The sequence below is a fragment of the Corallococcus sicarius genome (assembly GCF_003611735.1).
Classification (GTDB): domain Bacteria; phylum Myxococcota; class Myxococcia; order Myxococcales; family Myxococcaceae; genus Corallococcus; species Corallococcus sicarius.
Map to the genome: position 1 here is coordinate 15,761 of NZ_RAWG01000057.1, position 26,013 is coordinate 41,773.

At 67.5% G+C, this 26,013-nt stretch carries 18 protein-coding genes and 1 pseudogene; 12 read left to right on the forward strand and 7 right to left on the reverse strand.

Going from position 1 to position 26,013, the window contains the following annotated elements; all coding sequences use genetic code 11:
- Window positions 1-111 precede the first annotated feature (111 nt).
- The 3 genes and pseudogenes from gltG to D7X12_RS45480 form a co-directional block, all read right to left on the reverse strand.
- Window positions 112-2,295: an adventurous gliding motility protein GltG gene (gene gltG / locus D7X12_RS11630; protein ID WP_244224498.1), complete on the reverse strand. Its 2,184-nt coding sequence runs from the start codon at window positions 2,293-2,295 to the stop codon at window positions 112-114.
- Window positions 2,296-2,749: 454 nt separating this feature from the next.
- Window positions 2,750-3,943 carry a right-handed parallel beta-helix repeat-containing protein gene (locus tag D7X12_RS11645; protein WP_120625338.1) on the reverse strand — a complete coding sequence of 398 codons (1,194 nt, stop codon included), beginning with the start codon at window positions 3,941-3,943 and terminating at the stop codon, window positions 2,750-2,752.
- A gap of 218 nt (window positions 3,944-4,161) precedes the next feature.
- Window positions 4,162-4,313 (reverse strand): annotated as a pseudogene (locus tag D7X12_RS45480) (pirin family protein); the annotation flags it as partial.
- A 744-nt stretch (window positions 4,314-5,057) separates the two neighbouring features.
- Between D7X12_RS45480 and D7X12_RS11665 the strand changes: the two are divergent.
- Window positions 5,058-5,321, forward strand: a complete 264-nt coding sequence (locus D7X12_RS11665; protein ID WP_120625341.1) for a hypothetical protein — start codon at window positions 5,058-5,060, stop codon at window positions 5,319-5,321.
- A gap of 29 nt (window positions 5,322-5,350) precedes the next feature.
- Here D7X12_RS11665 and D7X12_RS11670 read toward each other — a convergent pair whose 3' ends face one another.
- Entirely contained in the window at window positions 5,351-7,000 is a 1,650-nt protein-coding gene (locus tag D7X12_RS11670) for a hypothetical protein (RefSeq protein WP_158620033.1), read from the reverse strand.
- Between the two features lie 463 nt (window positions 7,001-7,463).
- Between D7X12_RS11670 and D7X12_RS11680 the strand changes: the two genes are divergently transcribed.
- Window positions 7,464-9,056, forward strand: a complete 1,593-nt coding sequence (locus tag D7X12_RS11680; RefSeq protein WP_120625344.1) for a hypothetical protein — start codon at window positions 7,464-7,466, stop codon at window positions 9,054-9,056.
- Window positions 9,057-9,347: 291 nt separating this feature from the next.
- Here D7X12_RS11680 and D7X12_RS11690 read toward each other — a convergent pair whose 3' ends face one another.
- Window positions 9,348-10,499 (reverse strand): hypothetical protein, encoded by a 1,152-nt coding sequence (locus tag D7X12_RS11690; RefSeq protein ID WP_120625346.1) that lies wholly within the window; start codon window positions 10,497-10,499, stop codon window positions 9,348-9,350.
- 635 nt (window positions 10,500-11,134) lie between these two features.
- Window positions 11,135-12,253: a hypothetical protein gene (locus D7X12_RS43695; RefSeq protein ID WP_208718959.1), complete on the reverse strand. Its 1,119-nt coding sequence runs from the start codon at window positions 12,251-12,253 to the stop codon at window positions 11,135-11,137.
- 539 nt (window positions 12,254-12,792) lie between these two features.
- Between D7X12_RS43695 and D7X12_RS11700 the strand changes: the two genes are divergently transcribed.
- The 8 genes from D7X12_RS11700 to D7X12_RS11735 all read left to right on the forward strand — a co-directional run bounded on the left by D7X12_RS11700 (window position 12,793) and on the right by D7X12_RS11735 (window position 22,805).
- Window positions 12,793-14,397 carry a hypothetical protein gene (locus D7X12_RS11700; RefSeq protein WP_147443615.1) on the forward strand — a complete coding sequence of 535 codons (1,605 nt, stop codon included), beginning with the start codon at window positions 12,793-12,795 and terminating at the stop codon, window positions 14,395-14,397.
- Between the two features lie 294 nt (window positions 14,398-14,691).
- Window positions 14,692-15,225, forward strand: coding sequence for a hypothetical protein (locus D7X12_RS11705; RefSeq protein ID WP_120625348.1), 534 nt, complete (start codon window positions 14,692-14,694; stop codon window positions 15,223-15,225).
- Between the two features lie 9 nt (window positions 15,226-15,234).
- Window positions 15,235-16,251 (forward strand): hypothetical protein, encoded by a 1,017-nt coding sequence (locus tag D7X12_RS11710; RefSeq protein ID WP_208718961.1) that lies wholly within the window; start codon window positions 15,235-15,237, stop codon window positions 16,249-16,251.
- A gap of 1 nt (window position 16,252) precedes the next feature.
- On the forward strand, window positions 16,253-17,566 hold the full coding sequence (locus D7X12_RS11715; protein WP_120625350.1) for a Dyp-type peroxidase: 1,314 nt from the start codon (window positions 16,253-16,255) through the stop codon (window positions 17,564-17,566).
- 14 nt (window positions 17,567-17,580) lie between these two features.
- Window positions 17,581-18,990 carry a dihydrolipoyl dehydrogenase family protein gene (locus tag D7X12_RS11720; RefSeq protein WP_158620034.1) on the forward strand — a complete coding sequence of 470 codons (1,410 nt, stop codon included), beginning with the start codon at window positions 17,581-17,583 and terminating at the stop codon, window positions 18,988-18,990.
- A gap of 91 nt (window positions 18,991-19,081) precedes the next feature.
- Window positions 19,082-19,924, forward strand: a complete 843-nt coding sequence (locus D7X12_RS11725; RefSeq protein ID WP_120625352.1) for a helix-turn-helix domain-containing protein — start codon at window positions 19,082-19,084, stop codon at window positions 19,922-19,924.
- 44 nt (window positions 19,925-19,968) lie between these two features.
- Window positions 19,969-20,367 carry an SRPBCC family protein gene (locus D7X12_RS11730; RefSeq protein ID WP_120625353.1) on the forward strand — a complete coding sequence of 133 codons (399 nt, stop codon included), beginning with the start codon at window positions 19,969-19,971 and terminating at the stop codon, window positions 20,365-20,367.
- Window positions 20,368-20,561: 194 nt separating this feature from the next.
- Window positions 20,562-22,805 carry a serine/threonine-protein kinase gene (locus D7X12_RS11735; protein WP_120625354.1) on the forward strand — a complete coding sequence of 748 codons (2,244 nt, stop codon included), beginning with the start codon at window positions 20,562-20,564 and terminating at the stop codon, window positions 22,803-22,805.
- A gap of 102 nt (window positions 22,806-22,907) precedes the next feature.
- On the opposite strand, the gene D7X12_RS11745 is transcribed toward D7X12_RS11735, so the two are convergent.
- Entirely contained in the window at window positions 22,908-24,188 is a 1,281-nt protein-coding gene (locus tag D7X12_RS11745; RefSeq protein WP_244224499.1) for a S8 family peptidase, read from the reverse strand.
- A 359-nt stretch (window positions 24,189-24,547) separates the two neighbouring features.
- Here D7X12_RS11745 and D7X12_RS11750 point away from each other — a divergent pair, with 359 nt between their 5' ends.
- On the forward strand, window positions 24,548-25,525 hold the full coding sequence (locus tag D7X12_RS11750; RefSeq protein WP_120625355.1) for a hypothetical protein: 978 nt from the start codon (window positions 24,548-24,550) through the stop codon (window positions 25,523-25,525).
- 205 nt (window positions 25,526-25,730) lie between these two features.
- Window positions 25,731-26,013, forward strand: a 283-nt coding sequence (locus tag D7X12_RS11755) for a hypothetical protein (RefSeq protein WP_120625361.1), incomplete at its 3' end; no start/stop codon positions are given.

A 26,013-nucleotide genomic window follows, 5' to 3' on the forward strand; every position in this document is an offset into this window, starting at 1 on the left:
ACCTCCGCTGCTCCTGCCGGGGCCTCGCGGGGACGGGAGGAGGAAATGAAGAAGCGGGCAGCCCTGTCGCCAGGGCCGCCCGCGCGGCACACGGATGAAGTCGAGTCCAGGCTAGTCGCCGGCCTGCTTGAAGATGAACGGGTAGGTGACGATCACGGAGCCGCCACCCTTGGGCTCGGGGAACTTCCAGATGCGCACGCGGCCCGCGACGCAGGTCTCCAGGTCCGAGTTGCCCGCCGTGGACTGCGCGACGTTGGACGTGGCCACCGAGCCCGTGGCGCTGATGATGAACTTCACTGAGACCTTGCCGCCCAGCTTCGGGAAGCGGTTGAGAAGGCTCTCGTAGCAGTAGCGGATCTGCCCGCGGTTGCGCTGGATGACCTGGCGGATGAGCTCCTTGTCCAGCGAGCCCATGACCTCCAGGACGGAGGACGTGATGCCCACGTCCACGCTCTGCTTGCCGCCGAGCGTGCCCACGCCCGTGCCGTAGCCGCCGCTGCCGCCGCCACGGCCCTTGGTGCCAATGCCGCCGATGCCGATGCTGTCACCGGTACCGCCGCCACCGCCGCTGCCGCGCAGACCCATGCCGCCGAAGCCGCCCGCGTTGCCCACCTTGGCGCTGAACACGTTGCCCATGGCGCTCTTGAGCTCACCGCCCAGGCCGGACTTGCCGAAGATGTTGGAGATGCCGCCCTTGCCGCCGCCGAAGATCTTCGCGGTGAGGGCGCGCGCCTCGTCCTTCCTGTTCAGGTCGCCCTTGGACACGGTGCGGTTGTTGGCCTTGAGCGCGTCCTTCTTGCCCATCTGCCCTTCGTCAGCGCGCGTCTTCTGGGCCATCTCGCCCGACTTCTTCTCCCTCTGCTGGTTGAGCTTCTCCAGGAACTTGTTCTTCTGGGTCTCGGGGGCCTTGATGATCAGCTTGGCGATGCGCGCGTCGTTGCCCGCGAGCTCGTCCGCGTACTCATCCCCTTCCCCGCTGCTGTTCATCGAGTGGATGACGAACGCGGTGGCGATGAAGAACATCACCAGGAAGATGTTGAGCGCCGTGTAGTCGAGGTTCTCGCCCACGGGCACGACCACGCGCTTGGGCATCGACTGGAGCTGCGCCTCCAGCGTGAGGCCGCCCAGGTCCACCCAGAAGAAGTCGTCGGCCTCCAGCGTGACGGCGTAGGACTCGCCCTCATTGGAGGCCTTGCCCGACTCGATGACCGCTTCCAGGTCGAGCGTTTCGCCCTTGCGGGTCAGCTCGCCCTTCATCTTGCGCGCGAAGCGCACGGAGAAGGTCTGTCCGTCGGTGCGCAGCACTTCGAAGGAGGGACCGCCCAGCCTGGCGTCGTCCATCACGAAGTCCACGCCCTTGGCGCTGCCGACCGTGAAGCCCTTCTTCGCGCCCGGGGGCACGAAGAACTCGCCCACGCGCTGATCACCCCAGAGCAGGCGCAGCGACACGCCCAGCGGACCGTTGGACTTGGTGCGGCGCACGGTGCGCACGCGCGGCGCGGCCTCCTCGTCCTCGGAAGGGGCTTCCGGAGCCTCCTCGGGTGCCTTGGCGGCGGGCGCCACGACCTTGTTCTTCTGCGTGGGCGCGACCGACGCCGCCATCGCGGCGGCGGCGGCCAGGTTCACCGCGGCCACGGCGGCCGGGCTCTCCAGGCGGATGGTGGTGCCGCCCACGCGGACCTCGTCACCGAAGGAGATCTGCCCCTTGTTGACGCGCTTGCCGTTGACGTAGGTGCCTTCGACGCTGCCCATGTCGATGATGGACATGGAGCCGTCGCCCGCGACCTCGATGACGGAGTGGATGCGGCTGACCTTGTCGTCCTCCAGGCACAGGTGCGCGGAGGAAAGACGACCAATCTTGATGATGTCGCGCTCGTAGTCCTTGGAGGCGACCAGCGTGTCGCCCTTGAAGACCTTGAGTGTCAGGGGTACGGCCATGAAGGGGGCTCCCGGTTCGCTCTCGCGCTCGTTGGACAACGGGGCTGGCGGAAGGTTCCCGCCGGCAATTCGTGGGGAATTACAGCTCACCCACGGACTGCATGACCTTGTCTCGAAGTCTTCGCGGATGCGGATGAGGTTGGAGTGCTTCGCGGACTTGCGAGCTTCGACGTACTCACCATCCGGCTTCGTGAGGTCACCTTCGATGGTGTCGTCCTCGAAGTCGACGTTGGTCGTCTTCTGCATCCGGGCGCCACCACCTTCACCGCCGCCCTGCGCCTTGCCGCCCTCGTCCTGGGCGAAGGCCGGAACCACCGACAGCGTCACGCACAACGTATCGGCGGAACTGGCGGCCACTTTCACCTCGGCGTCCGGTAGCCCCTCTGTGCGGGCCTCGCGCAGTTGCCAGGGGCAAGGGGACCGTGGGCAACCCCAGGTGCCTCAAAACCTCCTTGACGCCGCGGCCTTTCAGCACCGCCAGTACCCTCCGCCGCCTGCCGCTGCCAGGACAGGTGCAGACGTCGAAGTCGAAACCGCGCTTCAGCAGCGTCGCCCAGTCCCACCGCTCAACGCATAGGGCGAAGAGAAGGCCTGTTGAGGGTGAGGGCGGGTGCAGAGGTGCCGAGGAGGGATGCTGACGGGTGCCGCCGAGCTGTGCGCCAGGCCGGGGGAGAAGCCGTGCAGCCCTCGCCCGAGCTGGGGATGTACCCGGAGCGCTACCGCGTGCAGGGCTTTCCCTCCAAGGAACAGCTCCATCGCTGGAAGGCCGACCCGACGGCCATGGACGTGCCCTGACGCGGAACTGTCCTTGTCAGTAGGGGGCGCAGACGATGCCGAAGCAGTCGCCCGCGTCATTGTTCCGCGCGACGTTCCCGCCCCCGTTGAATGCCGTTGGCGCATGGATGCCCCAGCCGGTGTTGCCCAGCGCGACGTTGTTGATCAACGTGGGCGTGCTGGGAGCCAGGACCCGGAGGCCATCGCCGTCATTGGCCAGGAATTGGTTGCCACGGACAATGCCTGTCAGCCTGAAGGGGATCTCATGTGGGAGGTCGGACAGGGTCAATCCTCCTGCGTTGTCATAGAAGGTATTGCCGTCCATGTAGATGTTCGTCGGCGCGACATGGAGACCCGCACCATTGTTGACGGCCAGCGAGTTGATCATCGAGAACCTAAACAGATGCCACACCGAAGCGGGCGCAGGCGCGGGCGCGGGTGCGAACGCGGTGTTGTTCGCGATGAGCGAGTTCTCGAACCGCAGATCGCCGCAGGTGCGGGGCCCGCCGATGTCGACCTGCATCAGGGCCACGGAGGCGTTCCATGCGAGCGTGCTCGACCTGAAGCGAACGATGCCGTTGCGGCAATGGAGGACGTTTTCGTTCGACGTGAAGGTGGAGTCGAGCACGTCAACTTGATGGAAGTCCGCGGTCATCGCGGTCCCGTTGTGGGTAAAGACCGAAGACCTCACGTCGAAGGAGCCAAAGGACGAAGCGAACTCGTTGGACAGCCCTCTGGCGTTCCCGCTCAGGCGGCACTCCGTGATGAGGAAGTTCGTAAAGACGCGGTTGTGGACGGCATCTCCGTTATCGAGGAGCGCGAGTTTGTGCAGCCGCAGGTTCGCCGCGATTGAACTCAGGGGAGTAATCACTCCAAAGCCGAAGCCCTGAACCGTGCCGTTGCGCACCATGCTGCTGAAATCGACCGCGATGCCTTCCGAGTTCTGATTCGCCGGGCCGGTGCGGCGCACGGTATGGCCGCCAAGGTCGAGGACGATGCCTTCACCGGCGATCCGGAGCGCGAAGGGAGCTGTCCCCGGGCAGTTGAGATCGTGCGTGAGTTTCGTGTGCTGGGTGAGGGTGTCACCGCACTGGACGCCGCCGCCCCCCAGGTTGAAGGCAACCGGGGCCTCCGCATCGAAACGCACCGCATCGCTGGCCTGGGCGGCGGGCGCCCCCGCGAGCGTTGTAGCCATGGCCAAGGCGACGAGGAAATCGCAAGTCTTCCGCATGTTGCCTCCCGGGCTGGAGGTATCCGGCCCCAGGCAGGCAGGCTAAACACTGCGCTCCCGTTGGCTTCCCTCCCGGAGGTGGCAGCGCGATGCACTGCAGGTGACAACCCGCCAGCACCGTCGTGTCAGGCTCCTTCATGATCGCACTGCCGGAGCGTGGCGCGATGTCGGGCCTGCCCCCTAGTGGAGTGTCCATGAAGTTTTTGGACATAGTCGGCGATACCGCGCCCTGCGGTCATCCAGTTCACCTCGCCGGGCCGATAGGTGACGATGGCCAAGCCGATGTGCGGGTGCGGTCGCACGTCGACCCGTGTCCCGGGCTGAACACTGCGGGCCCCCTCTGGTTGAGGAAGATGAAGGGCCCGACCATCCGCCGCCGGGCCGAGGGCCGCGCCCGCCGCACCGCGAACCCGTCGCCGAGGTCTCGGGTGCGGGTGACGATGAGGGTCTCCAGATTGGGGTTCTGCCTCCCCCACTATGCTTACGCTGCTACGTCGCGTGGAGTCCCTGGTACCTCCGCCTCGGTCAAACCTTACCCGGTTTCACGGAGTCTTCGCCCCGGGCAGCGCCACGGTGAGTTTGTAGGCCTTGATCAGTGTGTCCCACTCGTCTGCTGCACAAGCAAGCTGACTACGGAGCTTCGCGTTGTAGGGGTGATTCGCTAAGGAACGAAGAAAGTAGACCCATTGATTAGCGTCTCCCCTGTCGTATGCAGTCCACAATTGCGACAGCTTGTAGACAAAGTCCGGGTCCAAACCGAGGAGGAAGCGGAACCTGTCAACGTGAATGAGACGGTGGCCCGGCAAACGGCCAGTTCCTCCGCCACCTCGCGCACAGTGAGCATCCGCGACACCACCAGCCGCACCACGTTCCGGCTGCACAAGGATGGGCCAATCGACGCATTCGAGTCCATCCGAGCGCTTCCATGGCAAGGCGCGGCCCGCCTCGTGATTGCGCCGCGCGACGAAAACCTCGGTGCCTCGCTCGCACTCCTCTGGGGCCGTGGCCAGCTCTACGTCCTCCTCCGGGCGCGCGACGCAACGCGCGGGGGTCGTCGCTTCGACGAGGTCACCCTGGAGGTGAAAGCTCGTCCAGTGAGGACCTGGGAATCGTCATGGCGCCGGGCAAGTCTCTCCAGGCGCGCCGCGGCGAGGATTGCGTGCCGCTGGTCGGCGCGGTCTCGTCGTGGGATCGCGGTGATGGCGAATGGAGCGACGCGCTCAAGCTGCCGCTTGCGGGGCTTGGTGCTCGGGAGCGCGCGGGCGCGACGTTGATGGTCACGGCACGACGCTGCATGGCGGACGACTCGAGCCCGCCGCGGTGCGCGGATACGAGTGCGAAGCTACGGCTCGCTGCGGAGGGAGCCGGCGGCCCCTGACGCCTGACGAATCGGCTCCGGGTCGCGATTCAACGCTCCCGGACCGAGCCAGTCAGCGAGTACTCCTTGGTCCGGAATCCCGTACCGAAGCGGCCGACGAGCTTGGCCATGTGTTCGGGCGAAACAGGTGACATGACGACTCCTGTCAGACGCGGCATGCCCTTCGCGCTCACGAGCGCAGCGATGACAGCATCCAGATCGGTTCCCTCGACCTCCTCATCCTGACTCAGGGCCGTTGCGTCGAAGTCGAGGTGTAGCTCGGTGAGGTTGGGCAAGTCGGCTCGGCCGAGGCTGTCCGCGGTCGTGTGGTTGACCTCCAGACGGAGCTCGCGCAGGCGCGGCAGGCGCCGAGCGACGAGACCTTGCTGCGACGCCGTGGGATCGTTGCTCAGGGTCAGAGACTCGAGTGCGGCAAGAAGCTGAGACCGTCCAAACCCGGTGAGGCTCGTGCTCGAAAGATTGCAGCTCCGTAGGCGCAGGTGGCGGAGAGCGGTCAGGTAGGGAGACGCGATGAGGGACGCGAGTTCGTCATCCTCGACTTCCGAGAGAACGAGGTGCTCGACGGTCGTCATGCGCGCCGAGCCGGCGACGATCGCGACGGCTCCCGGGACGTCGCCCAGACCGAGATGCGCGACGGCCAGGCGCGGCGACGTGATGAGCGCCGAGAAGCCGGGGCCAGGCAAGGCCGAGTCGCCGGCATCGTCGAATCCGAGACAGCCCTCGAGATCGAGCCCACGAAGACGAGACAGGCTCGAGGCCCGGGCCAGGGCGTGGCAGCCCTCTTCGCCGATCGCGGAACGTGCGAGGTCCAAGTAGGCCAACGCGGGCAGGTCGAACAGACGACTCAGCCCCGCCGGGCCGATGCCGACGCGGGGGAGCGCGAGGCTCTCCAGACGCTCGAGACCGGCAGCAGCGAGAAGGTCGGCCAGATCATCACCCACAGGGATGTCACCATCCTGGGCGTCGGGCATCGCGAGGCCGAAGCGGCGCAAGTGGGTCATCTTGCGCCGAGCCAGCGGCTCGTATGCCTCGACCGTGTGGAGCCCGACGGCCAGCTCGAGTTCGTCCAGGTGATGCAGGAGCGGTGACGCAAGCACCTCGGCGACCCCCGTGACACCGAGCCAGTTGCAGTCGATGCGCAGCTCGGAGACGGCCCGTAGCCGAGAACACCGAGTGAAGGCGGGCACCAGGTCCTCGGACCCGAAACGCTCGTTGATCCAGGCGCGATGGAGGTCGATCCAGGACTCGACGTCTTCCCTCTTGATACCGCGAGCCATGCGGCCAGCCAGGACTTCGTCGAGTCGAATGAGACCCACCACGGACAGACGCGACTCGACGGCGACGTCATCGCGGATCAGCTGCTGCGCGGCGAGCTCGAGGGGCCAGGGCCGTTGGAGCATGGTCGGAAAAGTATCGCCGAATCTGGCGCGGCGGCCAGTGGTGATCGCGTGATGCGCGGCGTGGTCGCGCGACGGTCGGCGAGCGAACGGCTTGTCCGCCGATGGCCCTTGCGCTCCTGGGTGTCTCCTCCACGGTGAAGAGGGGGCTTCAACGTGTTCACCATGGACGGCGCGACCGACCTGCTCCTGCCATGTGGAGCGGGGTTCGTGCGCTCCGTTCATCGCGCGGGCGCAGCGCGCGTCCTCTTCTCGCTTCAAACACCCCTGGCCTGGATTCATCGGCTGTCCCTCCCAATCGTCTCTGTGAGTCTCGGCAGAAGAGGCGCGTGGACAGCGCGTGCGCGCCGTCGCTCACACCCCCACGGGACCCCTTGCCTACGTGGAGGACCTCCCGTGACGGTGCCTGCGGAAGTCCACCAGGCTGGTGCCGTCAGGGACGCCAGCACCCTCAAGCCTGCCTCCACACCTGCCGCACGCGAACACGTCCAGCGCGAAGCTCCTGCTTGAGCAACCCGGCCCCATCCTGTTGCGGCGTGCGCTCCTGCCTCGCCCCTGCTAAAGGCGGCTCACTTGCCTCTTCCGGCTTCGGCGCTGCCCCCGCCAGCAACGCCATCAGCCAGCCGGCGGACCTGGACGTGAGTGAAATCATCATCCGCCCCGCGTCGAGCCCCTACTGAGCGTGGATTGGCGGCATGTCAGCCGTCGCATAGGGTGGGCGTCCTCCTGAGGGGGAGCCCATTCCATGCCCATGCTGAAACACCCGCTGTCTGCCGTCATGCTCGTCGCCTGTCTTTTCGCGCTGGGTGCCTGTGAGTCCAAGGACGACCCCGCCCCTGACGCAGGCACCACCGTCGACGCCGGGACGGATGCCGGCTCCGACCCGGATGCCGGCTCCGACCCGGATGCCGGCTCCGACCCGGATGCCGGTTCGACCGAACAGCCACCGCCCCTCATCCCGGAGGGCTACACGCTGCTGATGCCGTCGGAGACGGAGGTCCACAGCGTTCCACGGGGAGGCGGGGAGGCGCCGCTCCGGTTCGCCTTCGTGGCCGAGGCCGGGCACCACTACGACTTCATCGTCGAGGCCGCGAACGAGGGCTACGTCCTGGACATGCGGGACGCGCAGGGAAGGTCGATCGACCGGGTCGATCAGCGCTTCTCTGGCCTCGACCCCTTTGCGCGTTCCTGGCATTGGTCGGGGCTCACGGCGGGAGCGGTCCATACCGTGGACGTTTCCCAAGTCACCGTGCCCACCCGTCTGCCTTTCGTCTTCCGGTTCGTGGACATGGGGCTGGACGACTCCGGCGACCTGTTCACCACGGCGCCGTCCTGGACGCCCTCGGAGCAGCCCCGGATGGGGACCGGCGAACACAAAGGCGAACGGGACCTGTTCTCGTTCCAGACCGTCGAGGGGCATGTCTATGTCCTCGACAGTGTCTTCCCCACGATGTTCTGGGAACTGGGTTTCTTCGACTCCCTCAAGGAGCCCCAGGCCTTCGTGAACGGGATGTACTTCCGGGAGACCCATGCCGCCACGGCCTTCAAGTCTCCGGGTGGCGTGCTCTACGCCTCCATCCAGGACAACCAGGTCACGCTTCCCCTTCAGCCCTACACGGTCGTGTTGAAGGACCTGGGCGCGGAGGACCACGGGGACACCGTGGAGACCGCCACCGCGCTTTCGGCAGGCACGGCGTCCGTGCAGGCGAAGATGGAAACCCTCAAGGACAAGGACATCTTCTCCCTGGGCGTCGTGGCCGGTCACGCCTACCGGGTGTCGTGCACCATCGACGGGGACAAGGGCTGCCGGCTCCGGAACGCCGCACCCGGCAGCGACTTCTCCTCCCTGCAGGGGGGAGACATGAGCACGACGGCCTTCAGGGCGTCCCAGGCCACGCACTTCGTGCACGTGGACCTTGATCCAGTCGTGCCCGCGCGCTGGGTGGAAGGACAGTACACCCTCCAGTTCGAGGACTTCGGCGCGGACGACCATGGCGACACCCTGGCCACGGCCACGCCGCTGACGGGCCCGTCACAGGCGGTGTCCGTCTTCATCGCGGATCCCTCGGACCACGACTTCTTCTCCTTCGAGGCCACGGCCGGGCAGCGCTACCAGCTCAGTTGTGAGTGGAAGACGAACCCGGGACAGCTCCAGCTGTCCTCGGCCTTCGAGGACATGCAGGGCACGCGATACCCGGGAGCCATCGAGCGCGTGGATCAACGCTGGATGCGGACCCTCACGGCGCCGACCTCCGGCACCTATGGCATCGACCTGTGGACGGCCTACACGGTCGCGCTGGGGGCCTCCTCCTGCCAGTTCGACGTCCTGGCTCCCTGAAGCCGGCTTCCGCTCCGCCGCGGCGCGGGGCCCCGTCTGAACTGCATCGGGCGAGGCCCCGGCCATCAGCGCATCACTGCATCGACAGCGCCCAGGTGTAACTGCCACTCGCCCCGATGCCAGTCAGGGTCGCCTTGCAGGTCGCGAACGTGCTGCCATTCGAGGTGGCCGTGCCGCTCGGCGTCCAGGACGCGGGGGTGCCCAGGAACGGACCGTGCCGAGGCTCGGGATGATCGGCGTGCAGGTGTTCGTGAAGGTTCGTCCTTGAGCCTGCCGCCAATCCCTACCCTCTCACCACACCTGCCGCTTGCCCTCGAAGGTGTTGGTGGTGCGCGTGACGTAGTCGTCACCGTCGTTGCTGGCGCAGGCGTTGTCGCTCCGGCTGACCCATTCGAGGGTCACGTTCCCCCAGTCATCCCAGGTCCCCGTTCCCGGCACGAGGGAGCTCACCTCTCCGACATGGAACTGCCGCTGGCAACCCGGTGCCTCGACGACCCGAGGATATGTGAAGGGAGGCAGTTCAAACGTACCGTCCTCGAAGACATCGACGGGGATTCCCTCCGCGTAGGGATAGACCTGCCGGAACAGGAACCGGGTGGCACCGACCTGCTGGAAATGGAGGGTCAACGGTTGTGTCTGGCTCCCGGTGCTCGGCGGATGGTGGGCCGGCGTCGTCTCCTCCGAGGAGGAGTAGGTCCCCGTGAAGCGGTCCGCGAGGAACACCATGGCGGGAGCCCGGGGTTCGGCCGGCTGCCGGACGCCCGTGAACACATGGGTCGATAAAGCCGTATACGTGTAGCGGGGCGCTCCGGGGACCTGGGTGCCAGGAATGGTGCACACCCGCTCGTAACGGAGAATCCACGTCAGCGACAGGTTCCCCTGGTCATCCCAGGTCCCGGTTCCCGGAGCGCTGGAGGACCCGTCTCCAATGAAGTACTGCTGCTGTTGACAGTATTTGTCATAGAGGGTGATGGCGCTTTCCTGCGGAGGAAAGGCAAGCGTGCCGTCTTCCTTGACGTCGACGAGGACTCCCTTCGGGAAGCCCGGGACGGGCGTGAGCACGACCTGGGTGTCGCTCACCACCGCCAGCGTGTACTTCTGGGCCTGGGGCGAGGGAGCTGGTTGGGAGGAAGACGTCACGGAGAGGAGCCCCTCATGGGTGCCCGCCATCAACCTCGCGGCAGGGGCCCGGCTCACCGTGAAGGTGAACACGCCGACCTTCGACGGGTCCGCCTGGGACACCGCCTGGAGGGTCACCGCCGCGTCCTCCCGGACGAACGGGGCAACGTAGGTGGCGGACGTGCCCGTCACGGTGGAGAGCCTGCCGACTCCGGACGTGATGCTCCAGGTGACGTCAGGGGAGAACGTCCCGGTCCCCTCCACGACCGCTGTGAGGACCGTCCAGACCTTGGAGGCAGTCCTGTCCGGGCCCGTCACGGACACGCCAGTGAGCGCATCTCCCCCCCCACCACATCCCGACAGCAAGGCAAGGGCCAACAAGGTCAGGAGGCGCGGAGGAGGCATGGGTGCTTTCAGGCGCAGGTGGGAGACGACTCGTCGCAGGCTGCCTGGATCCAGGAGCCCCGCAAGGACTACGGACCCACGGAAGAAATCGGGCTGCTCCTCACGAAGGAACGCGACTCGGCGGATGAGGGCCCACCTGGCGGGCGCGTTGGTTGCCCCGGGCGGACCGCTGCTTCAGAGCACGCCGTACACGAGGAAGAACAGGCTGAATCCCCCGGTGATGATGAGCACGGCGGGATTGAATTTCATGGGGCGGCAGCTTCCCCGGCCCCGGGTCCGGCGCGCAAGCCACGGACCCTACGCCGCGAGTGGCCGCGGGAACGCCCGGAAGGGCCTGCGGGACACTTGAGGCTACCGCCCCACACGAACCCAGCTCGGCCTCCACCGTGGCCAGCGCCGAAGCCACCTCGGCCGCGGCCTCCTCGGGCCGGGAGAGGGCTCCCGAAGCATGAAGGGACCCAGGGTGTCAGGAGTTGCCGGCCGTTTCGGGGGGAGCCGGCCGCACCGTCACGCGGGCTCGTTCGCGCTGCCCCTTCGCCCCCCCTCGGGTCCGCTCAGCCACACGTCCTGTTGGACTGGCACGTGCCGGGCGCCCCGTTGGCCCTCGTGCACGCGGTGCCCTGCGGGCAGTCCGCGGAGTCCGAGCAGTCCGTGCCGTTGTTACCGTCATTGTCGATGCGATCGTTGCAGACGGTCTCCTTGCGCACGCAGTTCGTGAATATGCAGCCGGGGCCGCACGAGCCGCTCACGCAGTTGGCGTCCGCGTTGCCGGCCTTGCAGTCGATGCGTCCGTCGCCGTTGTCGTCCACGCTGTTGGCGCAGTCCGTCTCGCGCGACTGCCCGCCCATGCAGATGGCCGAGGGCACCTGGCCCGCGGGCTGGCGGATGATGACGCCCTCGCAGTCCGCGACGTCCGCGCAGTCCGCGCCATGGTTGCCGTCATTGTCGACGTTGTCGTTGCAGAGCGTCTCCGTGCGCGCCGTGCCGGTGCACACGCAGCCGGCGCCACACGCCTGGGTGTCGCAGTCCAGGTCGTCGCAGTCCGCGCCCACGTTGCCGCCGTTGTCGAGCCCGTCGTCGCAGAGGGTCTCCTTCGGCAGCAGGCCGGTGCACGTGCAGCCCATGCCGCACGAGGCCCCGTCGCAGTCGGGGTCCACGCAGTCCCTGGAGCCGTCTCCGTCGTCATCATTGGCGTTGTCACACGCGAACTCGGCCCTGCGGGTATTGCGGCAGGTGCAGCCGGCGCCGCACGACTGGTCGTTGCAGCTCGACTCCTCGCAATCCACCAGGCTGTTGCCGTTGTCGTCGGCGCCGTTGGAGCAACTCGTCTCCGTGCGCAGCTCGCACTTGCCGGCGACGCACGCCTCCTGCAGCGTGCAGGGGTGGTTGCACTGGCCGCAGTGCTGGGCGCTCGTCTGCAGGTCGAAGTCCTCGTCCACCTGGCCGTCGCAGTCGTCGTCCACGCCGTTGCACTCCTCGGCGTGGGGCAGGCAGCAGGATCGCTCGGTGGTGCCCGGCCGCGTGGCGCACACCCCGCCCTCCGTCACGCAGTCCGAGTCCTGGGCGCACGTGGAGGGCAGCTCGTCCGGGGACTCCGCCGTGCAGCCCAGGGCGGCACAGGCGAGCAACAGGCAACACAGCAGGCGCGCGAGCAGCAGACTGGCGTTGTTCATGTTACGTCCCTCCCGGGGTCGCGTGAGTCGTGGCCCGGCACGTGATGCCGACAAAGCAAGACGGGCGCCAATCCGCTGCTCACGGCGGTCCGGGGTGTTTCGTGGGGCAGGTGCCGCGCGCCGTGCTCCCGCTGCGTGCGCGCCGCACGCAACATGCGTCGCATCCGCACGCAGTTGCGCCCCAAGGGCGTGCGCAGGTTCCACTCCTTGCCTGCGCGCACACCCTGCCCCATGTGGGCTGCTTCTCTCACCCCACCTGTCGCTGCGCTCCCAGGCCCTTGGCGTTTCGGAGCTCGTTCAGGCGGCTCACACGTCGAGCAGGGCCCGCAGGTCCTCGAAGTACAGGACGAATGGGGGCCCTCTTGAGGGCGGCGGGCGGGGACGGCCGCGCTTCGGCACGCGCTCAAGGTGAGTCCGGATCCACCTGTATCGATCGCTGCCACGGGTGGAGAGAGAGGGCGGCCGGCGCATCCTTCGCGCTAGGGTGCGAGCATCGCCGCCGTTGCTCGCGGTGCGGAGGTTCAAGAACCGTGGCGTTCATGTACAAATTCGTCAACCGGGACGACGAGCTCGATGAGGCGATGGGCGGCGACAGCTTTTTTGCCCTGGCTCAAGCGAACAACAATGTCTTCGCGAAGATCCTGAAGATCTTCCTCGCGTACAAGGAAGAGTATGCGAAGCACACCGTCGTCGAGGAAGGCGTCCACTACGTCTCCATGCTGGAGCTGTTCAACAACCTGCTCGGCAACAGTGATGTCGCGCTGAATGATGAGAACATCGCGGCGGAGTTGTTCACGGGCACCTCCGCCGCGACGGCCCGTACCATCACCGGGGAGATGAGCGCGGGTACGTTCCTCACCCGACTCAATTCCGCCATCGACGCCACGGCGGAGTCCTTCCGCGTGAACCTCGAAGCGCTCCGCAGTTCCTTCAAGGAGACGTACCGCCACAAGGACATCATCGCGCTGCTGAGCAAGACCCAGGTGGTCACCAAGAAGGGCCTCGTGAAGTCGCGCGTCTTCGAGACGGCGTACATCCTGGATCGCATCCTCGACAGGAAGCGATTCCTCGCGACGTCGCTGTTGCTCGGAATCATGCACGTCGCGCGATTCCAGACGCACAAGGACAAGGACACGCTTCGCCCCTTCTACAACCAGGGGTCCGCGCTCTTCACCCTGCTCACGTTCTCCTTTACGCCGGCCTTCAGCGTCGAGGAGAGAAGTGCGTGGGAGAAGCAAGCCCTGACCTTTCTCAAGAAGGCACTGCGGGACAGCACCTTCTCGAAGGAAGAGCTCAACGAGGGGCTGCTTGCAAAGGGCATGGGAGAGGCCTGGGCGGACCAGTTGGCCACCCAGCTGGCGCCGAAGGGGGCAGATGGTGTGCGGGCCGAGATCGCCACGTGGGAGAAGCGGATCGCCGGCTACGACAAGCGCCTCCAGTCGTTGAAGTCGGATCAGATCCAATATGGCTGGAAGATCTTCGGCTCGTGTCTGGGGATTGACAATGAACTCCTGCCGACCACCTATGCCGAAGCCTCCCAGATGTGGGGGGAGTTCACCGACCCCGGTTACGCGCGTGTGGTCAGCGCGGGCAGCCCGTCACCGAAGGGCCGGCTGGACATCCTGGACACCTTCGACAAGGCACTGAGCACGGATTCCGCCTGGGACAAGGCGGACTTCGGGAGCTTCGGGCTGACGCTCAAAGGCAGTTGGATCCCCACCCTGCCGTATGTCGGCCCCGTGGCGCGGCTTGTCGGCTGGTACACGTCGAGCAACCACGCCGGGCTGACGTGCAGCGGCTGCAGGACCGTGCATGGCAGCCGGGTGAGTCTGGTCCGGCTGTGGCACCGCTGCTCGGCGTGCAAGAAGGTCTACTGCGCGCACTGCGCCTCGGGGATGACGATCTACGCGGAGCTGGGGGTGGGCACCGTGGGCGCCGTGAGCGCGATGGGCGCGGCGGGCGTGGTGACCGCGGCGGGCGGGTGGTGGATGGCCCTGGGCTCCATCGTCGCCACCACGGCCTACTCGGCGACCGTTGGCTGGCTGGCCGGCGCGGTCACCACCCGGGTCACCACCGGGGCCGTCTCGTACTTCAAGCCGCGCAAGTGCAAGTCCTGCGGCATCCAGACCGAGGCGCTCGCCTGAAGAAGCCCCCAGCCTCCCGTCAGCATGCGGCCGGACTGGCGCCAGGGCGCATCCACAGCAATGGCGGGGCTCCGTTTGGCGCCACGCTTGACCACCATTTTGCCGCCATCGTCGAGCGCCTCGACGAAGACGATGAAGACGCCCCTCCGTCCGACCGCCTCTTTCCCGTGGCCATCGGGACGGGGGCCCCGCCTTGCTACTCCTCGTGTGCTCCTCCGCTCGAAAGCGATGGCGCCCTTGCTGATTCCGGGATCCACCACGAACTTGAAGTGTCCGAGCAAAGGGAGCCCCTCGATGGAGATCAAGCCCCAGGCCGTGGCCATACCCAGGTCGACCGAGCACCTCGAAAGGGGGAAGTACGGTCCGATTTTTCCGAAGACGCCTGCCTGCTATGGCTTCACGATCGTCGCCAACGTCAAGCCCGGGCGCGCTGATACGATTCGCGGCTACGGCCAGAGGATCGCCGAAGCGCTCAAGGCCGACCCCGGCTTTCTCGCGCCGCTCAAGCTCCACTACCTGCGCTGGGTGCTCTTCGATGATGACACCCGGTTCATGTACCAGGGTATCTTCGACACCGATTTCGACAAATACACCGAGGACGCGGTCGTTCTCTTCACCAGGTCTGGAATCAACACCGCCTTCGAGAACCTCGAGGGTTTTCCCCTGGACTGGAAGACCAACACGCCTGCGTTCGTCAAATTCCTCCGAGACCATCAGTGCACCAGCTTTCTTGAGTATGGCGAATACCCGTACTTCACGAGCGATGAGATCAAGAAGGCTCTGAAGCTCAAGGCCGCGTTCACCGAGATGCTCGAGCAGATGCAGTAGGGGCCAGTCATGAGCGAAGCGTTCGGGCGGACGTACAACCAGAACCACACGCCGAGGAAATACTCGAGGGGGCACCGGCGGGTCAGTGTCTACACGTCCTGGAGCTACCCCGGAGAAGCCAACCGGACGCCTGACGAAATGGACAATCGTTTCTCGACGATGGCCGAGGTCCGCCGGGTACTCTGGCCAGACTACGAGTCCCCCCAGTGGGCGGACCCACTGAGGTTCCAACAGGGAGTCGCGGGCTCACTGGAGCTCTTCTTCTGGGCGTGGGTGAAGTTCCAGCAGGTGATGGAAGAGGTCACCGGGAACAAGGTCCCCATGTTTCAGCGGGTCGACCAGGCGGGCTTCACCCTGCCGCTCGACGAGCGGGTCCTCGCCGATGCGGACACCCTGCTCATCTTCGGTCTGGACCACAACGTCACCGGGCAGGAGGCTGCCCCGGAGGAGATAGAAGCGGTCCGCGCATTCCTCGAGCGCGAAGGAACCTGTCTGGTGATCGGCCCGCACCACGACGTCGGGCACTCGCCGGACCTGAAGGAGCGCGCCCTGGAATACGCCCACCATGGCGACGCGCTGGTGCCTCGTCAGCAACGCTTCGGCGGCTATACGCGCTCGCTGATGAAGGGGCTGGGAATCCCTGTCGAGAATCGCTGGGGTCTCCGCCCCGCCGTCGTCGAAGGAACGAACCGAAGCGCCCCCTTGACGGTGATGGAAGAGCTGGACACGCGGGGCTGGCTCACCGGAGTCCAGAACTTCAACTTCCACCTGCACCTGCCGCACTACGCGGTCACGGCGGAGGATTCCCGTTCAGTCCGCGTCCTGGCGAAACAGCCCATCGACCGGACCCGGCCCCACCCCTTCACGAACGCGGGAAACACCGAGTTCAATGCGTTGGTGTGGCTGCCGCCGGGCGACGGCAGGGCTGGCGATGTGCTGGTAGCCGACTCCACCGTCTTCAGCACCTTGTTCGGGGCGGACGAGAGCCTCGTGCGCTTCTGGAAGAACCTCGCCACGGCCCATTGAGATGCTCGAACTTGACGACATCCAGAGCGGAGTGCTGCGGCCCCGGCCTTCTCCGTACGTCGCGACCTACATCCTCCTGCGAATCGACGACCGGAGCGCGGGACGGGAGTTGATGCGGCGGCTCGGCTCGGCGGTGACCGCGGCCGCCCATCCGAGCAGCCCGACCTCCGATTGCTCGCTCAGCGTCGCGCTCACGTATCACGGGCTCGAGGCGCTGGGCGTACCGCGGGACTCCCTGGACACCTTCGCGTGGGAGTTCCGGCAGGGAATGGCCGCCCGGGCGAAGGCGCTGGGAGACGACGGCGAGAGCAGCCCCGAACATTGGGAACCGCCGCTGGGAACGAGCGATGTCCACGTCGTGCTGACAGCGCTTTCGCCGGATCAGGTCCAGCTCGAAGCCGCGCTGGAGCGCGCGCGCAAGGCCCTGAGCGAGCTTGGCGGCATCACGGCGATCTGGCGTCAGGACTGCCACGCCCTGAGCACCGGCAAGGAGCCGTTCGGATTCAAGGACGGCATCAGCCATCCGGCCGTCGAAGGCAGCGGCATTCCAGGAAGCAATCCCCACGAGGAGCCGCTCAAGGCAGGCGAGTTCGTCCTCGGCTACCCCGACGAAACGGGCGGCGTGTCCCCGAGGCCCCAGCCTGACGTCCTGGGGCGCAATGGAACGTACGTCGCCTTCCGCAAGCTTCATCAGCGGGTGGCCACGTTCAGGCAGTACCTGAAGAACACCGCGAGCAGCCCGGAGGACGAAGAGCTCATGGCCGCGAAGATGATGGGGCGGTGGCGGAGCGGCGCGCCGCTGGCGCTGTGCCCCCACCACGACGCTCCCGACCTGGGCGCCGATGCGTCGCGCAACAATGACTTCCACTTCGCGGATGACCCGACCGGCTACAAGACGCCCCCCGCGTCGCACGTCCGGCGAGCGAACCCCCGCGATGCGTCCGTCGCCGGAGTGGTCAGGCTCCATCGGATGATCCGGCGCGGAACCGCCTACGGGCCCGAGCTGCCCGAGGGAGTCATCGAGGACGATGGCGCCGACCGGGGGTTGATGTTTGCCTTCATCGGCGCGCACCTCGGACGGCAGTTCGAGTTCGTGCAAGCCGAGTGGGTCAACGGCGGTGATTTCCTCGGGTTGGGAGATGCGAAGGACCCCGTCGCCGGCGCGAACGACGGGACCGGCGTGTTCTCATTCCCGAAGCGGCCCATCCCCAGGCGTCTGCAAGGCCTGCCGCGGTTCGTGATCACGCGCGGAGGCGAGTACTGCTTCATGCCCGGGCTGAGAGCGCTGCGGTGGCTGGCGGAGCTGCGGACATGAACGGACCGGCGAGCATGGACGTCGTGGTCATCGGTGCCGGCCCTGCGGGGCTGCTCGCGGCGCTCCGCGCTGGCGACCTGGGCGCCCGGACCGCCCTCGTCACTCGCGACGAGTTCGGCGGCATGGCGGCCCACGACGGACCGGTGCCGGTGAGGACGCTGGCGCAGGCGGCACGGCTGCTCCGCGACGCCCGGCAACTGGGGCGCTATGGCATCTCCGTGTCCGAGCCCGTGCTGGACTACGCGCGACTGCTCACCCGGGTGCGCGAGGTGGCCGGCGACGTTCGCGCTCAGGCGGCCCTGCGCGAACAGATTGCCGCAGCGGGGGTCACCGTGCACGAGCACGCAGGCGCGGCGCGCTTCGTGGACCCACACACCCTCGAGACCCAGGGCGGGCTGCGATTGCGAGCGGAGAAGTTCATCCTCTGCTCCGGCGGCGTGAGCCGGCGCCTCCCGATCCCGGGATTCGAGTTCACGGCGACCCACAGCGATGCGTGGAGCCTGACCGCTGTTCCGCCGACGATGGTGGTCGTCGGCGGTGGCGCCACGGGAGCCCAGGTCGCGTCGATCTTCACGGCGTTCGGCACGCGGGTACAGCTCTTCGAGGCGGGAGCGCGCATCCTGCCGACCGAGGACGAGGATGTGTCCACCGCTGTCGCGGAGTCCTTTCGTCAGGCCGGCATGGTGGTGCGCGAGGCCTTTGGCTCGATTGAGCGCTTTGAAAGGACGCCGGGGGGCGTGCGGATGGTCTTCTCCCGGGACGGCGCGCGAGACAGCGCCGAGGCCGCGCTCGTCGTCGTCGCAGTGGGCTGGACGGCCAACACCTCCGCGCTCAACCTCGCGGCCGCGGGCGTCGAGACCGACTCGCGAGGTTTCGTGCGCGTCGACGCCCATCTGCGAACCTCCGCGCCGCACATCTTCGCCGCGGGAGACGTGACCGGGCGCATGATGCTGGTCCCCCAGGCGATGCAGGACGGGTTCGTCGCAGGCACCAACACGGCGAACACGCCGATGATCGCCGTCACGGACGGGGTGTCTCCGATTGGCAGCTTCACCGATCCCGAATACGCGCAAGCGGGCCTGACCGAAGCGAAGGCGCGTCAAACGCACGACGTCGTCGTGGCGGTGGTGCGCTTCGACTCGACGACGCGGACCCTCATCGATGGTCGGACGACCGGGTTCTGCAAGCTCATCGTCGACCGCGCCACGCGGAGGATCCTCGGTTGCCACGTGGTGGGTGAGCGGGCGGTCGACCTGGTCCAGACGGCGGCGATCGCCATCGCGGCGGGGATGCGAGTGGATGAGCTGGCTCGCGTTCCGCTCTCGTTTCCCACCTATACCGGGGTCCTGGGGCGTGCGGCGGCCATCGCTGCCCGCCAGCTCCAGGTCGATGCGGATCGAGCACGCCTCGCGGAGCTTCTCTGACGTGAAGGACCCCGTCGGGCTGCGCGCGCCGGTTGAGCATTCGAGCAAGATTCTCCAAGTCTTCCTCCCCCTTCCCTGCTAGCCCGCGCTGATGCGAGTCACCGTCCTGCACCGTTCGCGCTCCGTTGCCGTCCTGGATTACCGGTGCGACGCGAAGCCGGGCGAGGGCTCCGTCGAGGAGCAGCACGCGGCGTTCTCCCTGTCATACGTCCGCTGTGGAAGCTTCGGATACCACTCCCGCGGCACGGCGCATGAACTCGTGGCCGGCGCAACGCTCGTCGGGCATGCGGGAGACGACTACCGCTGTACGCACGAGCATCATCTCGCGGGCGACGAGTGCCTATCGTTCCAGCTCTCTGACGCGCTCGTGGATGCGCTCGGAGCCTCCCTGGACGTGTGGCGCGTGGGCGCCCTGCCACCGGTCCCGGCCCTGATGATGCTGGGGGAGCTCGCGCAGCAGACGGCCGAGGGACGAACCCACCTCGGACTGGACGAGGTGGCGCTCGTGTTCGCGGCGCGTTTCGTGGGCACCGTCTCCGGGAAACGCGAGGCGCCGTTGCGGATGCACGCGCGGGATCGACGGCGGGCTGTGGAAGCCGCGCTCCTCCTCGAAGCGCAGGCGGGTGAGCCGCTGACGCTCGAGGGGCTCGCAGCGGAGCTCGGCTTGAGCCCGTTCCACTTCCTCCGCGTCTTCCGCGGCGTGCTGGGTGTCACGCCGCACCAGTATCTCGTGCGCATGCGCCTTCGTCAGGCTGCGCGCCTGCTTTCGACGGATGCCCCCATCACCCGCATCGCGTACGACGTTGGCTTCGGGGACCTCTCGAACTTCGTGCGGACGTTCCGCCGAGCGGCGGGCGTCTCGCCGCGCGCATTCCGGCAGGCCTCGCGCGGAGATCGCAAGATTCTCCAAGAGAAGATGGCGAGCAACTTCTAGAGGTGTGGCTCAACCCAAGAGGCACCCTACCAGGAGCACAGACCATGGCTTCAATCCGCAAGGACATCACGACGCGTGCCGCGCCCGAGTGGGTCTGGGATGCGATCCGTGACATCGGCGCGCTGCACACGCGCTTGGTGCCCGGGTTCGTTGTCGACACGCGCCTCGAGCCGGGAGCCCGCGTGGTCACCTTCGGCAACGGGATGGTGGTCCGGGAGCCCATCGTGACGGTCGACGACGACGGACGGCGCCTCGTGTGGGGAGCAGAAGGTGGACCGCTGACCCACTACAACGGAGCGGTCCAGGTCTTCGCGGAGGGCACGGGGAGCCGGGTCGTCTGGACCGCCGATTTCCTTCCTCACGAAGCCAGCGCCGTCGTCGGCCCGATGATCGAAGCCGGCATGGCCGCCATGAAGAAGGCGCTCGATGGGCTGGTGACCTAGGCCGTACTCCGCCCACGCGGCCCTCTGCCTGGAGCGGCGCGGTGAGGACGCGCCCCAGTTGAATGAGAAGAACCGTTCCGCCACGGCGCCTGCTCCTGAGCGAGCACCCCGCCGGTCCGCATGCTCGCGGACCGGACATCCGCCGAAGCTCCGGATTCCGCGTTCCCGGGTGTCTGCGTCTAGAATGCCGGCCCATGGCACTCGAAGCTGGCGACACCTTCGGACGGTATGAGCTGGTGTCCTGGCTGGGCCGGGGCGGGATGGCGGAGACGTGGCGCGCCCAGCTGATGGGCGACGCGGGCGTCACGAAGCCGGTCCTCATCAAGAAGGTCCTGCCGGAGTATGCCAACGACGAGGCCTTCATCTCCATGTTCATCAGCGAGGCGCGCATCTCCGCCACGCTGTCCCATGGCAACGTGGCCCAGGTCTTCGACTTCGGCCGTGTGGAGGGCGAGTACTTCCTCGCCATGGAGTTCGTGGACGGCCAACCGCTCCACCGCGTCCTCAAGCGCGCCGTGAAGAGCGGCATGCCCGCCCTCCCCGTCCCCATCGCCGTCTCCATCGTGATGGAGATGTGCCGGGGCCTGCACTACGCGCATACGCGCACCGACAGCAGCGGCACGGCCCTGGGCATCGTCCACCGGGACATCTCCCCGGACAACGTGCTCATCGGCTACGAGGGGCAGGTCAAGATCGTCGACTTCGGCATCGCCAAGGCGCGGCTGATCCGCGGCTTCAAGACGGCGCCCGGCGTGGTGAAGGGCAAATACCTCTACTTCTCCCCGGAGCAGGCGCGCGGAGAGGAAGTGGATGCCCGCTCGGACGTCTGGGCCACGGGAATCGTGTTGTATGAGTTGCTGTGCGGCAGGCTGCCCCTGGATGGCCCGGCCCCTGCCGTGATGTTGCGCGTGGCGACTGGCGAACTGCCGTCCCTCCGCGAGGCGCGTCCGAACCTGCCCGCGGAACTCAACGACATCGTCCGCAAGGCCCTGCACCCGGACCAGAGCGAGCGCTTCGACTCCAGCCATGCCTTCGGTGAGGCCCTGGGGCGCTTCCTCCATGCCTACCACCCGAGCTTCTCCTCGCTGAGCATCGCGCACCTGGTGCGGATGCTGTTCCGCGAGGACCTGATACAGCAGGGACGGGAGTTGTCGATTCCCACCTCGTTCTTGGAGGACCTGCGCTCGTGGCGGAAGGGCGAATCGCAGCTCGCGAGGACGCCTTCCCGGCCCAGGGCCGCCATCGACACCGGGAAGATTCCCCTCCCCGATGGCGACTCCCCCGCCGCGCTCGCTCCGTCCAGGCCCATGTCCCGGAAGCTGTTGCTGGGCTTGGGCGTGGGGGCCGTGGCCATCGGCGCCGGGAGCCTCTGGTTCCTTGACGCTGTCGAACCGCACGCCATCACTCCCGGGGAGGTTCTCCCCCTGGCGCGTCCCTCGGACGTCCACCCGCCCATGGCAGGGCAGGCCTGGACGGCGACGGCGGTCGCGCGGGCCCAGGGCCAGGTGCGCCAGTTCCAGCAGGAGAAGAAGCTGGAGGAAGCGTTGCAACTGGCCACCCGTTGTTTCACCGCGCTCCCGCAGAACGCGGACTGCCACCTGATGTTGGCCAGCACCCACGCCCTGCTCCACAACGACGCCCTGGGGGCGTTCCACTACCGGGCCTTCCTGGGGTTCGCACCGCCCGACGATGCACGGCGCGCGTCGGTGGCGGCGGCGCTGAGCGGCCTGGAGTCCCCTCGTGACGCGGCGGCGGAGACGCCCCTGGGGGCGGACCTGTCCCTGGCTGAATTGCAGCAACACACCCAGGCGCTGATCCAGAAAGGGGAGCTCCAGCCGGCCCTGAAGCTGGCGCTCCAGTGCGAGACGCGGTTTCCCGGTGACGCGGACTGCCAGCTACAGCTCGGCACCCTGTACGCACGGCTCAACGACAGACATGCGAGCATCACCCACTACCAGCGTTTCATGGACCTTGCCCCCGTCACGCACTCCAGCCGCGCGACGGTGGTGAAGGTCCTGGACGACGCGAACGCCCTGTCATCGGCCTCGGGCCGCATCGCGAAGCCAGAGACCTTCGCTGACATGCTGGAAGTGGGCCGCACGGCCGTCCGGGACGAGCGGTACCCGGAAGCAGCCGCCGTCCTCCAGAACGCGCTGTCCCTCAAGCCGGACTCCATCGAGGCCAAGCTGGAGCTGGGACTGACGCTCATCAAGCTTCAGCCGGGGACGCCCGCCAACCACAGGCAGGCCGTGAAGCTGCTGGAGGAAGTCACCCGAAAGAAGGCCAGCCTCCGGCGGGCCTGGCTGGGATTGGAGAACGCCTATACCCTGGTCGGCAACAAGGCCAAGGCCCAGAAGGCGCATGACCGCTACATGATCATGTCACCTGACGGCATCAAGGACCCCAAGCGGACGCAGCGGTTCCTCAAGGGCTTCTGAACCCCAGTCCCTCCGCCACATCCACCTCCGTGAGCACGCGGAAGGCCCCTTCCGCCACGTCGAGCGCACTGCGTCCTGCCTGCTCTCCCCCCCGGGGCGTGCCTACTCCCCGCCGTTCCGGACGGTGGGGGCCCGCGAGGGTGCGATGAAGCCCGAGTAGGCCATCCGGTTCGGTGAGCAGCGCCCGGGGTTGGCCACCTTGTCCGGCGTGGCGTTGCCCGTCATGGCGGTGCTGACCTCCTGCGGCGCGGAGGTGGGATGGGCCTCCAGGAAGAGCGCGATGACGCCGGTGACATGCGGGGAGGCCATGGACGTGCCGCTCAGCGCTCGGGTCGCCGTGTCATCGCTGGCCCAGGCCGAGAGGATGTCCTCGCCGGGCGCGAAGACGTCCACGCAGTCGCCATGGTTGGAGAAGGACGCCCGCCGGTCCGCGCGGGTGGTGGCACCCACGGTCAGGGCCTCGGCGGTGCGCGCGGGAGAGCGCTTGCACGCGTCCTGGTTCTCGTTGCCCGCCGCCAGCACATACGTCACGCCCGACGCGATGGAGCGGCGCACGGCATCGTCGAGCGCCGCGTCCTCCCCGCCGCCCAGGCTCATGTTGGCCACCGCCGGGGACTGGTGGTGCTCCGTCACCCAGTCCACGCCCGCCACCACGCCCGCCGTCGTCCCGGAGCCTGCGCAGTCCAGCACGCGCACGGCGTGCAGCGACGCGCTCTTGGCAATGCCATACACGTTGCCGCCCACCGTTGCGGACACGTGGGTGCCATGGCCGTTGCAGTCCACGCCGTTGCGACCATCGCCGACGGCATCGAAGGCGATGTCCGCCCGCCCGGCGAACTCCCGGTGCGTGGGGCGCAGGCCCGTGTCGATGACGTACACGTGCACGCCCCGGCCCTGCGTCTGGTACAGGTAGAGCTGATTGAGCGGCAGGTCGCGCTGGTCGATGCGGTCAATCCCCCACGTCGCATCGGGCTGGCTCTCGTCGAGCGTCACCACGCCATTCTGTTGCACGTACGCCACCTCGGGCGCGGCGGACATGTCACGGGCCTGCTTCTCGCTCATGCGCGTGGCGAAGCCCCGCAGCGCGTGCGCGTACACGTGGAAGACCTTGCCGCCGAAGCGCTCGGTGAGGCTTTGCGCGTCCACCACCGGCGCCAGCGCGACGTCTCCTTCCCGGGGCGCCTTGAGCACGACGACGTACTCACCGGGGACCGGCTTCGCGACCGAGAGGAACTTCTCGCGCACCGGTGTCTGCACGGACGCGGTGCCACGGCAGGGTGTGTCACCGGGTGGCGGCATGGGATTGCCCGCGCTCCGGCACGCCGACAGCAGGAACAGCACGCAGGCGGACGCGACCGTCCGCGACAGGAGCTTCAGCGACATGGGTTCCTCCCGGGGTGGCACTTCCAGCTTCGGCCGGAAGCCGGGAAGGCAGCGCTGACGCTGCCTTCCCATGGGAGTAACGCCTCCTGACTCAAAGCGTGCCCTTACCCCGCGGGGCCGCGAAACGTCCGAAACCCCCACCCGTGAAACATGACCGTTCCCCAGGCAGCCTCCGGGCAGGCGCGGGCGCCCTGGTGACTGGCGCCATCCCCCTGGTGACCACGGTCACCGGCTGGGGGCCTGGCGCGCGTTCTCCAAGGCATCCCATCCCAGGGAAATCGACGGGTTGCGGGGGGGCACCTGGCTGGCATCCGCGCTGCAGTGAGGCAGCGCACCGATGTCCCGAACCCGGTGACCCCATGATCCTCGCCAAGCCCTCGGCCCTCTCGTCTTCCGTGCTGCGCCCGAACGCTGCTCCGTCCGCTCCCGTCACCCCGAAGCAGCAGCTGTCGGCGGGGCCCGTTCAGGACGTGGGGGCCCGGGGCACCCCCGCGCGGGGCTTCAGCCCGGTGGATTGCTTCGAGCCCGCGGCGGTCATCCTCCGCGGGCAGCCCCGCACGCCGGAGCTCCCGCCGGCGGCTCCGGCTGCGCAGTCCTCCGCCTCGGGCGTCCCGAGCGCCCACGACAAGCGGCCGGCCGGGGACACGCGGTCCGCGGCGCAGATCGTCGACGACTCGCCCGTGTTGAAGAAGCTGGGCCGCCAGAAGGACATCAAGTTCGAGCAGTTGTGCAAACAGACGGGCGTCGACCCCAAGCTGGACCTGAAGGATCCGAAGCAGAACGCCGACGGCGTCTACCGGCTGACGCAGGTGCTGGAGTTCATCGACAGCGCCAAGGCCTCCACGGGTGGAGACCGCGCGAACAAGGTCCAGAACGGCAAGGGCGACGGCAACATCGAGGGCATCACCAAGAGCGGCGATGCGCGCCACGGCACGGAGGCCGGCATGCTCAAGGACTTCGCCGAGAAGGGATACTCCTTCCTGGGCGAGCACCAGCTGCCGACCACGAAGGACACCCACGTCAAGGCGGACGGGAGCAACAAGGACAACTTCCAGTGGTTCGCGGGCGAGGCGGGCAAGGCCCTGTGGTTCCTGCCGGGGGTCAGCAACGTCCTGACGGGCGTGGGCAACTCGGAAGGGGGCTTCAAGGGAGTCCTCGAGGGCGCCGCGACCGGTTACGTCAACACCTTGAAGGGCGTCGCGGAGGGCGTCGTCGGGTCCATCACGAAGGGCCGCGCCAACCCGGCCTCCATGCTCTTCGGAGGCGTCATGGGCGCGCTGGGGAGCACCGAGGCCGCTCCGCAGCCGGTGAAGGACATCGCCAATCTGTTGGGGTGATGGCCATTCCCAATGCCAACAACTGCCTGATCCTGGCAGCTTGTGCCGGAGACTGTTCGAGGAGCTCCCGCTGATCGCAGGACTCCGGGCTGCTTGCCTGCTCATGCAACCTGGAGGACAATTCATGCCATGGGCCGCCGTGCTCACCGTGCCCCCTATCTGCTGCGGCTCAACCAGCTCACCCAAGAGAGCGACCTCTAGCCTCATGACTCCAGACGAAGCGCAGAGGATCTTGGCGGACTCGGAGCTGGTGCCGTGCGCGGAGGTGTCACTCACGGACGCCCGCAGGCTGGTGGAGGCCTTCCTGGGCGCGGACGTCCCCGCCCTCGTCCACCGTGAGGCGTGCGCCAAGGTCGGCTGCACTCCGAAGTTCCAGGTGCTGGTGCGGCCCGAGGACGGCCCCCGGTCAGCCGCCCTGCTTCAGCAGGGGTGGCTGGAGACGGTGCGCCGCGAGGGCCTGGTGCCGGAGGGGGCGACCTCCCCCTTCC

Coding starts and splice junctions, on each gene's coding strand:
- D7X12_RS11645 (WP_120625338.1), bottom strand. CDS start 3,943: ATGCGGAAGACTTGCGATTTCCTCGTCGCCTTGGCCATGGCTACAACG.
- D7X12_RS11665 (WP_120625341.1), top strand. CDS start 5,058: ATGGCGCCGGGCAAGTCTCTCCAGGCGCGCCGCGGCGAGGATTGCGTG.
- D7X12_RS11670 (WP_158620033.1), bottom strand. CDS start 7,000: ATGAATCCAGGCCAGGGGTGTTTGAAGCGAGAAGAGGACGCGCGCTGC.
- D7X12_RS11680 (WP_120625344.1), top strand. CDS start 7,464: ATGCCCATGCTGAAACACCCGCTGTCTGCCGTCATGCTCGTCGCCTGT.
- D7X12_RS43695 (WP_208718959.1), bottom strand. CDS start 12,253: ATGAACAACGCCAGTCTGCTGCTCGCGCGCCTGCTGTGTTGCCTGTTG.
- D7X12_RS11700 (WP_147443615.1), top strand. CDS start 12,793: ATGTACAAATTCGTCAACCGGGACGACGAGCTCGATGAGGCGATGGGC.
- D7X12_RS11705 (WP_120625348.1), top strand. CDS start 14,692: ATGGAGATCAAGCCCCAGGCCGTGGCCATACCCAGGTCGACCGAGCAC.
- D7X12_RS11710 (WP_208718961.1), top strand. CDS start 15,235: ATGAGCGAAGCGTTCGGGCGGACGTACAACCAGAACCACACGCCGAGG.
- D7X12_RS11715 (WP_120625350.1), top strand. CDS start 16,253: ATGCTCGAACTTGACGACATCCAGAGCGGAGTGCTGCGGCCCCGGCCT.
- D7X12_RS11720 (WP_158620034.1), top strand. CDS start 17,581: ATGGACGTCGTGGTCATCGGTGCCGGCCCTGCGGGGCTGCTCGCGGCG.
- D7X12_RS11725 (WP_120625352.1), top strand. CDS start 19,082: ATGCGAGTCACCGTCCTGCACCGTTCGCGCTCCGTTGCCGTCCTGGAT.
- D7X12_RS11730 (WP_120625353.1), top strand. CDS start 19,969: ATGGCTTCAATCCGCAAGGACATCACGACGCGTGCCGCGCCCGAGTGG.
- D7X12_RS11735 (WP_120625354.1), top strand. CDS start 20,562: ATGGCACTCGAAGCTGGCGACACCTTCGGACGGTATGAGCTGGTGTCC.
- D7X12_RS11745 (WP_244224499.1), bottom strand. CDS start 24,188: ATGTCGCTGAAGCTCCTGTCGCGGACGGTCGCGTCCGCCTGCGTGCTG.
- D7X12_RS11750 (WP_120625355.1), top strand. CDS start 24,548: ATGATCCTCGCCAAGCCCTCGGCCCTCTCGTCTTCCGTGCTGCGCCCG.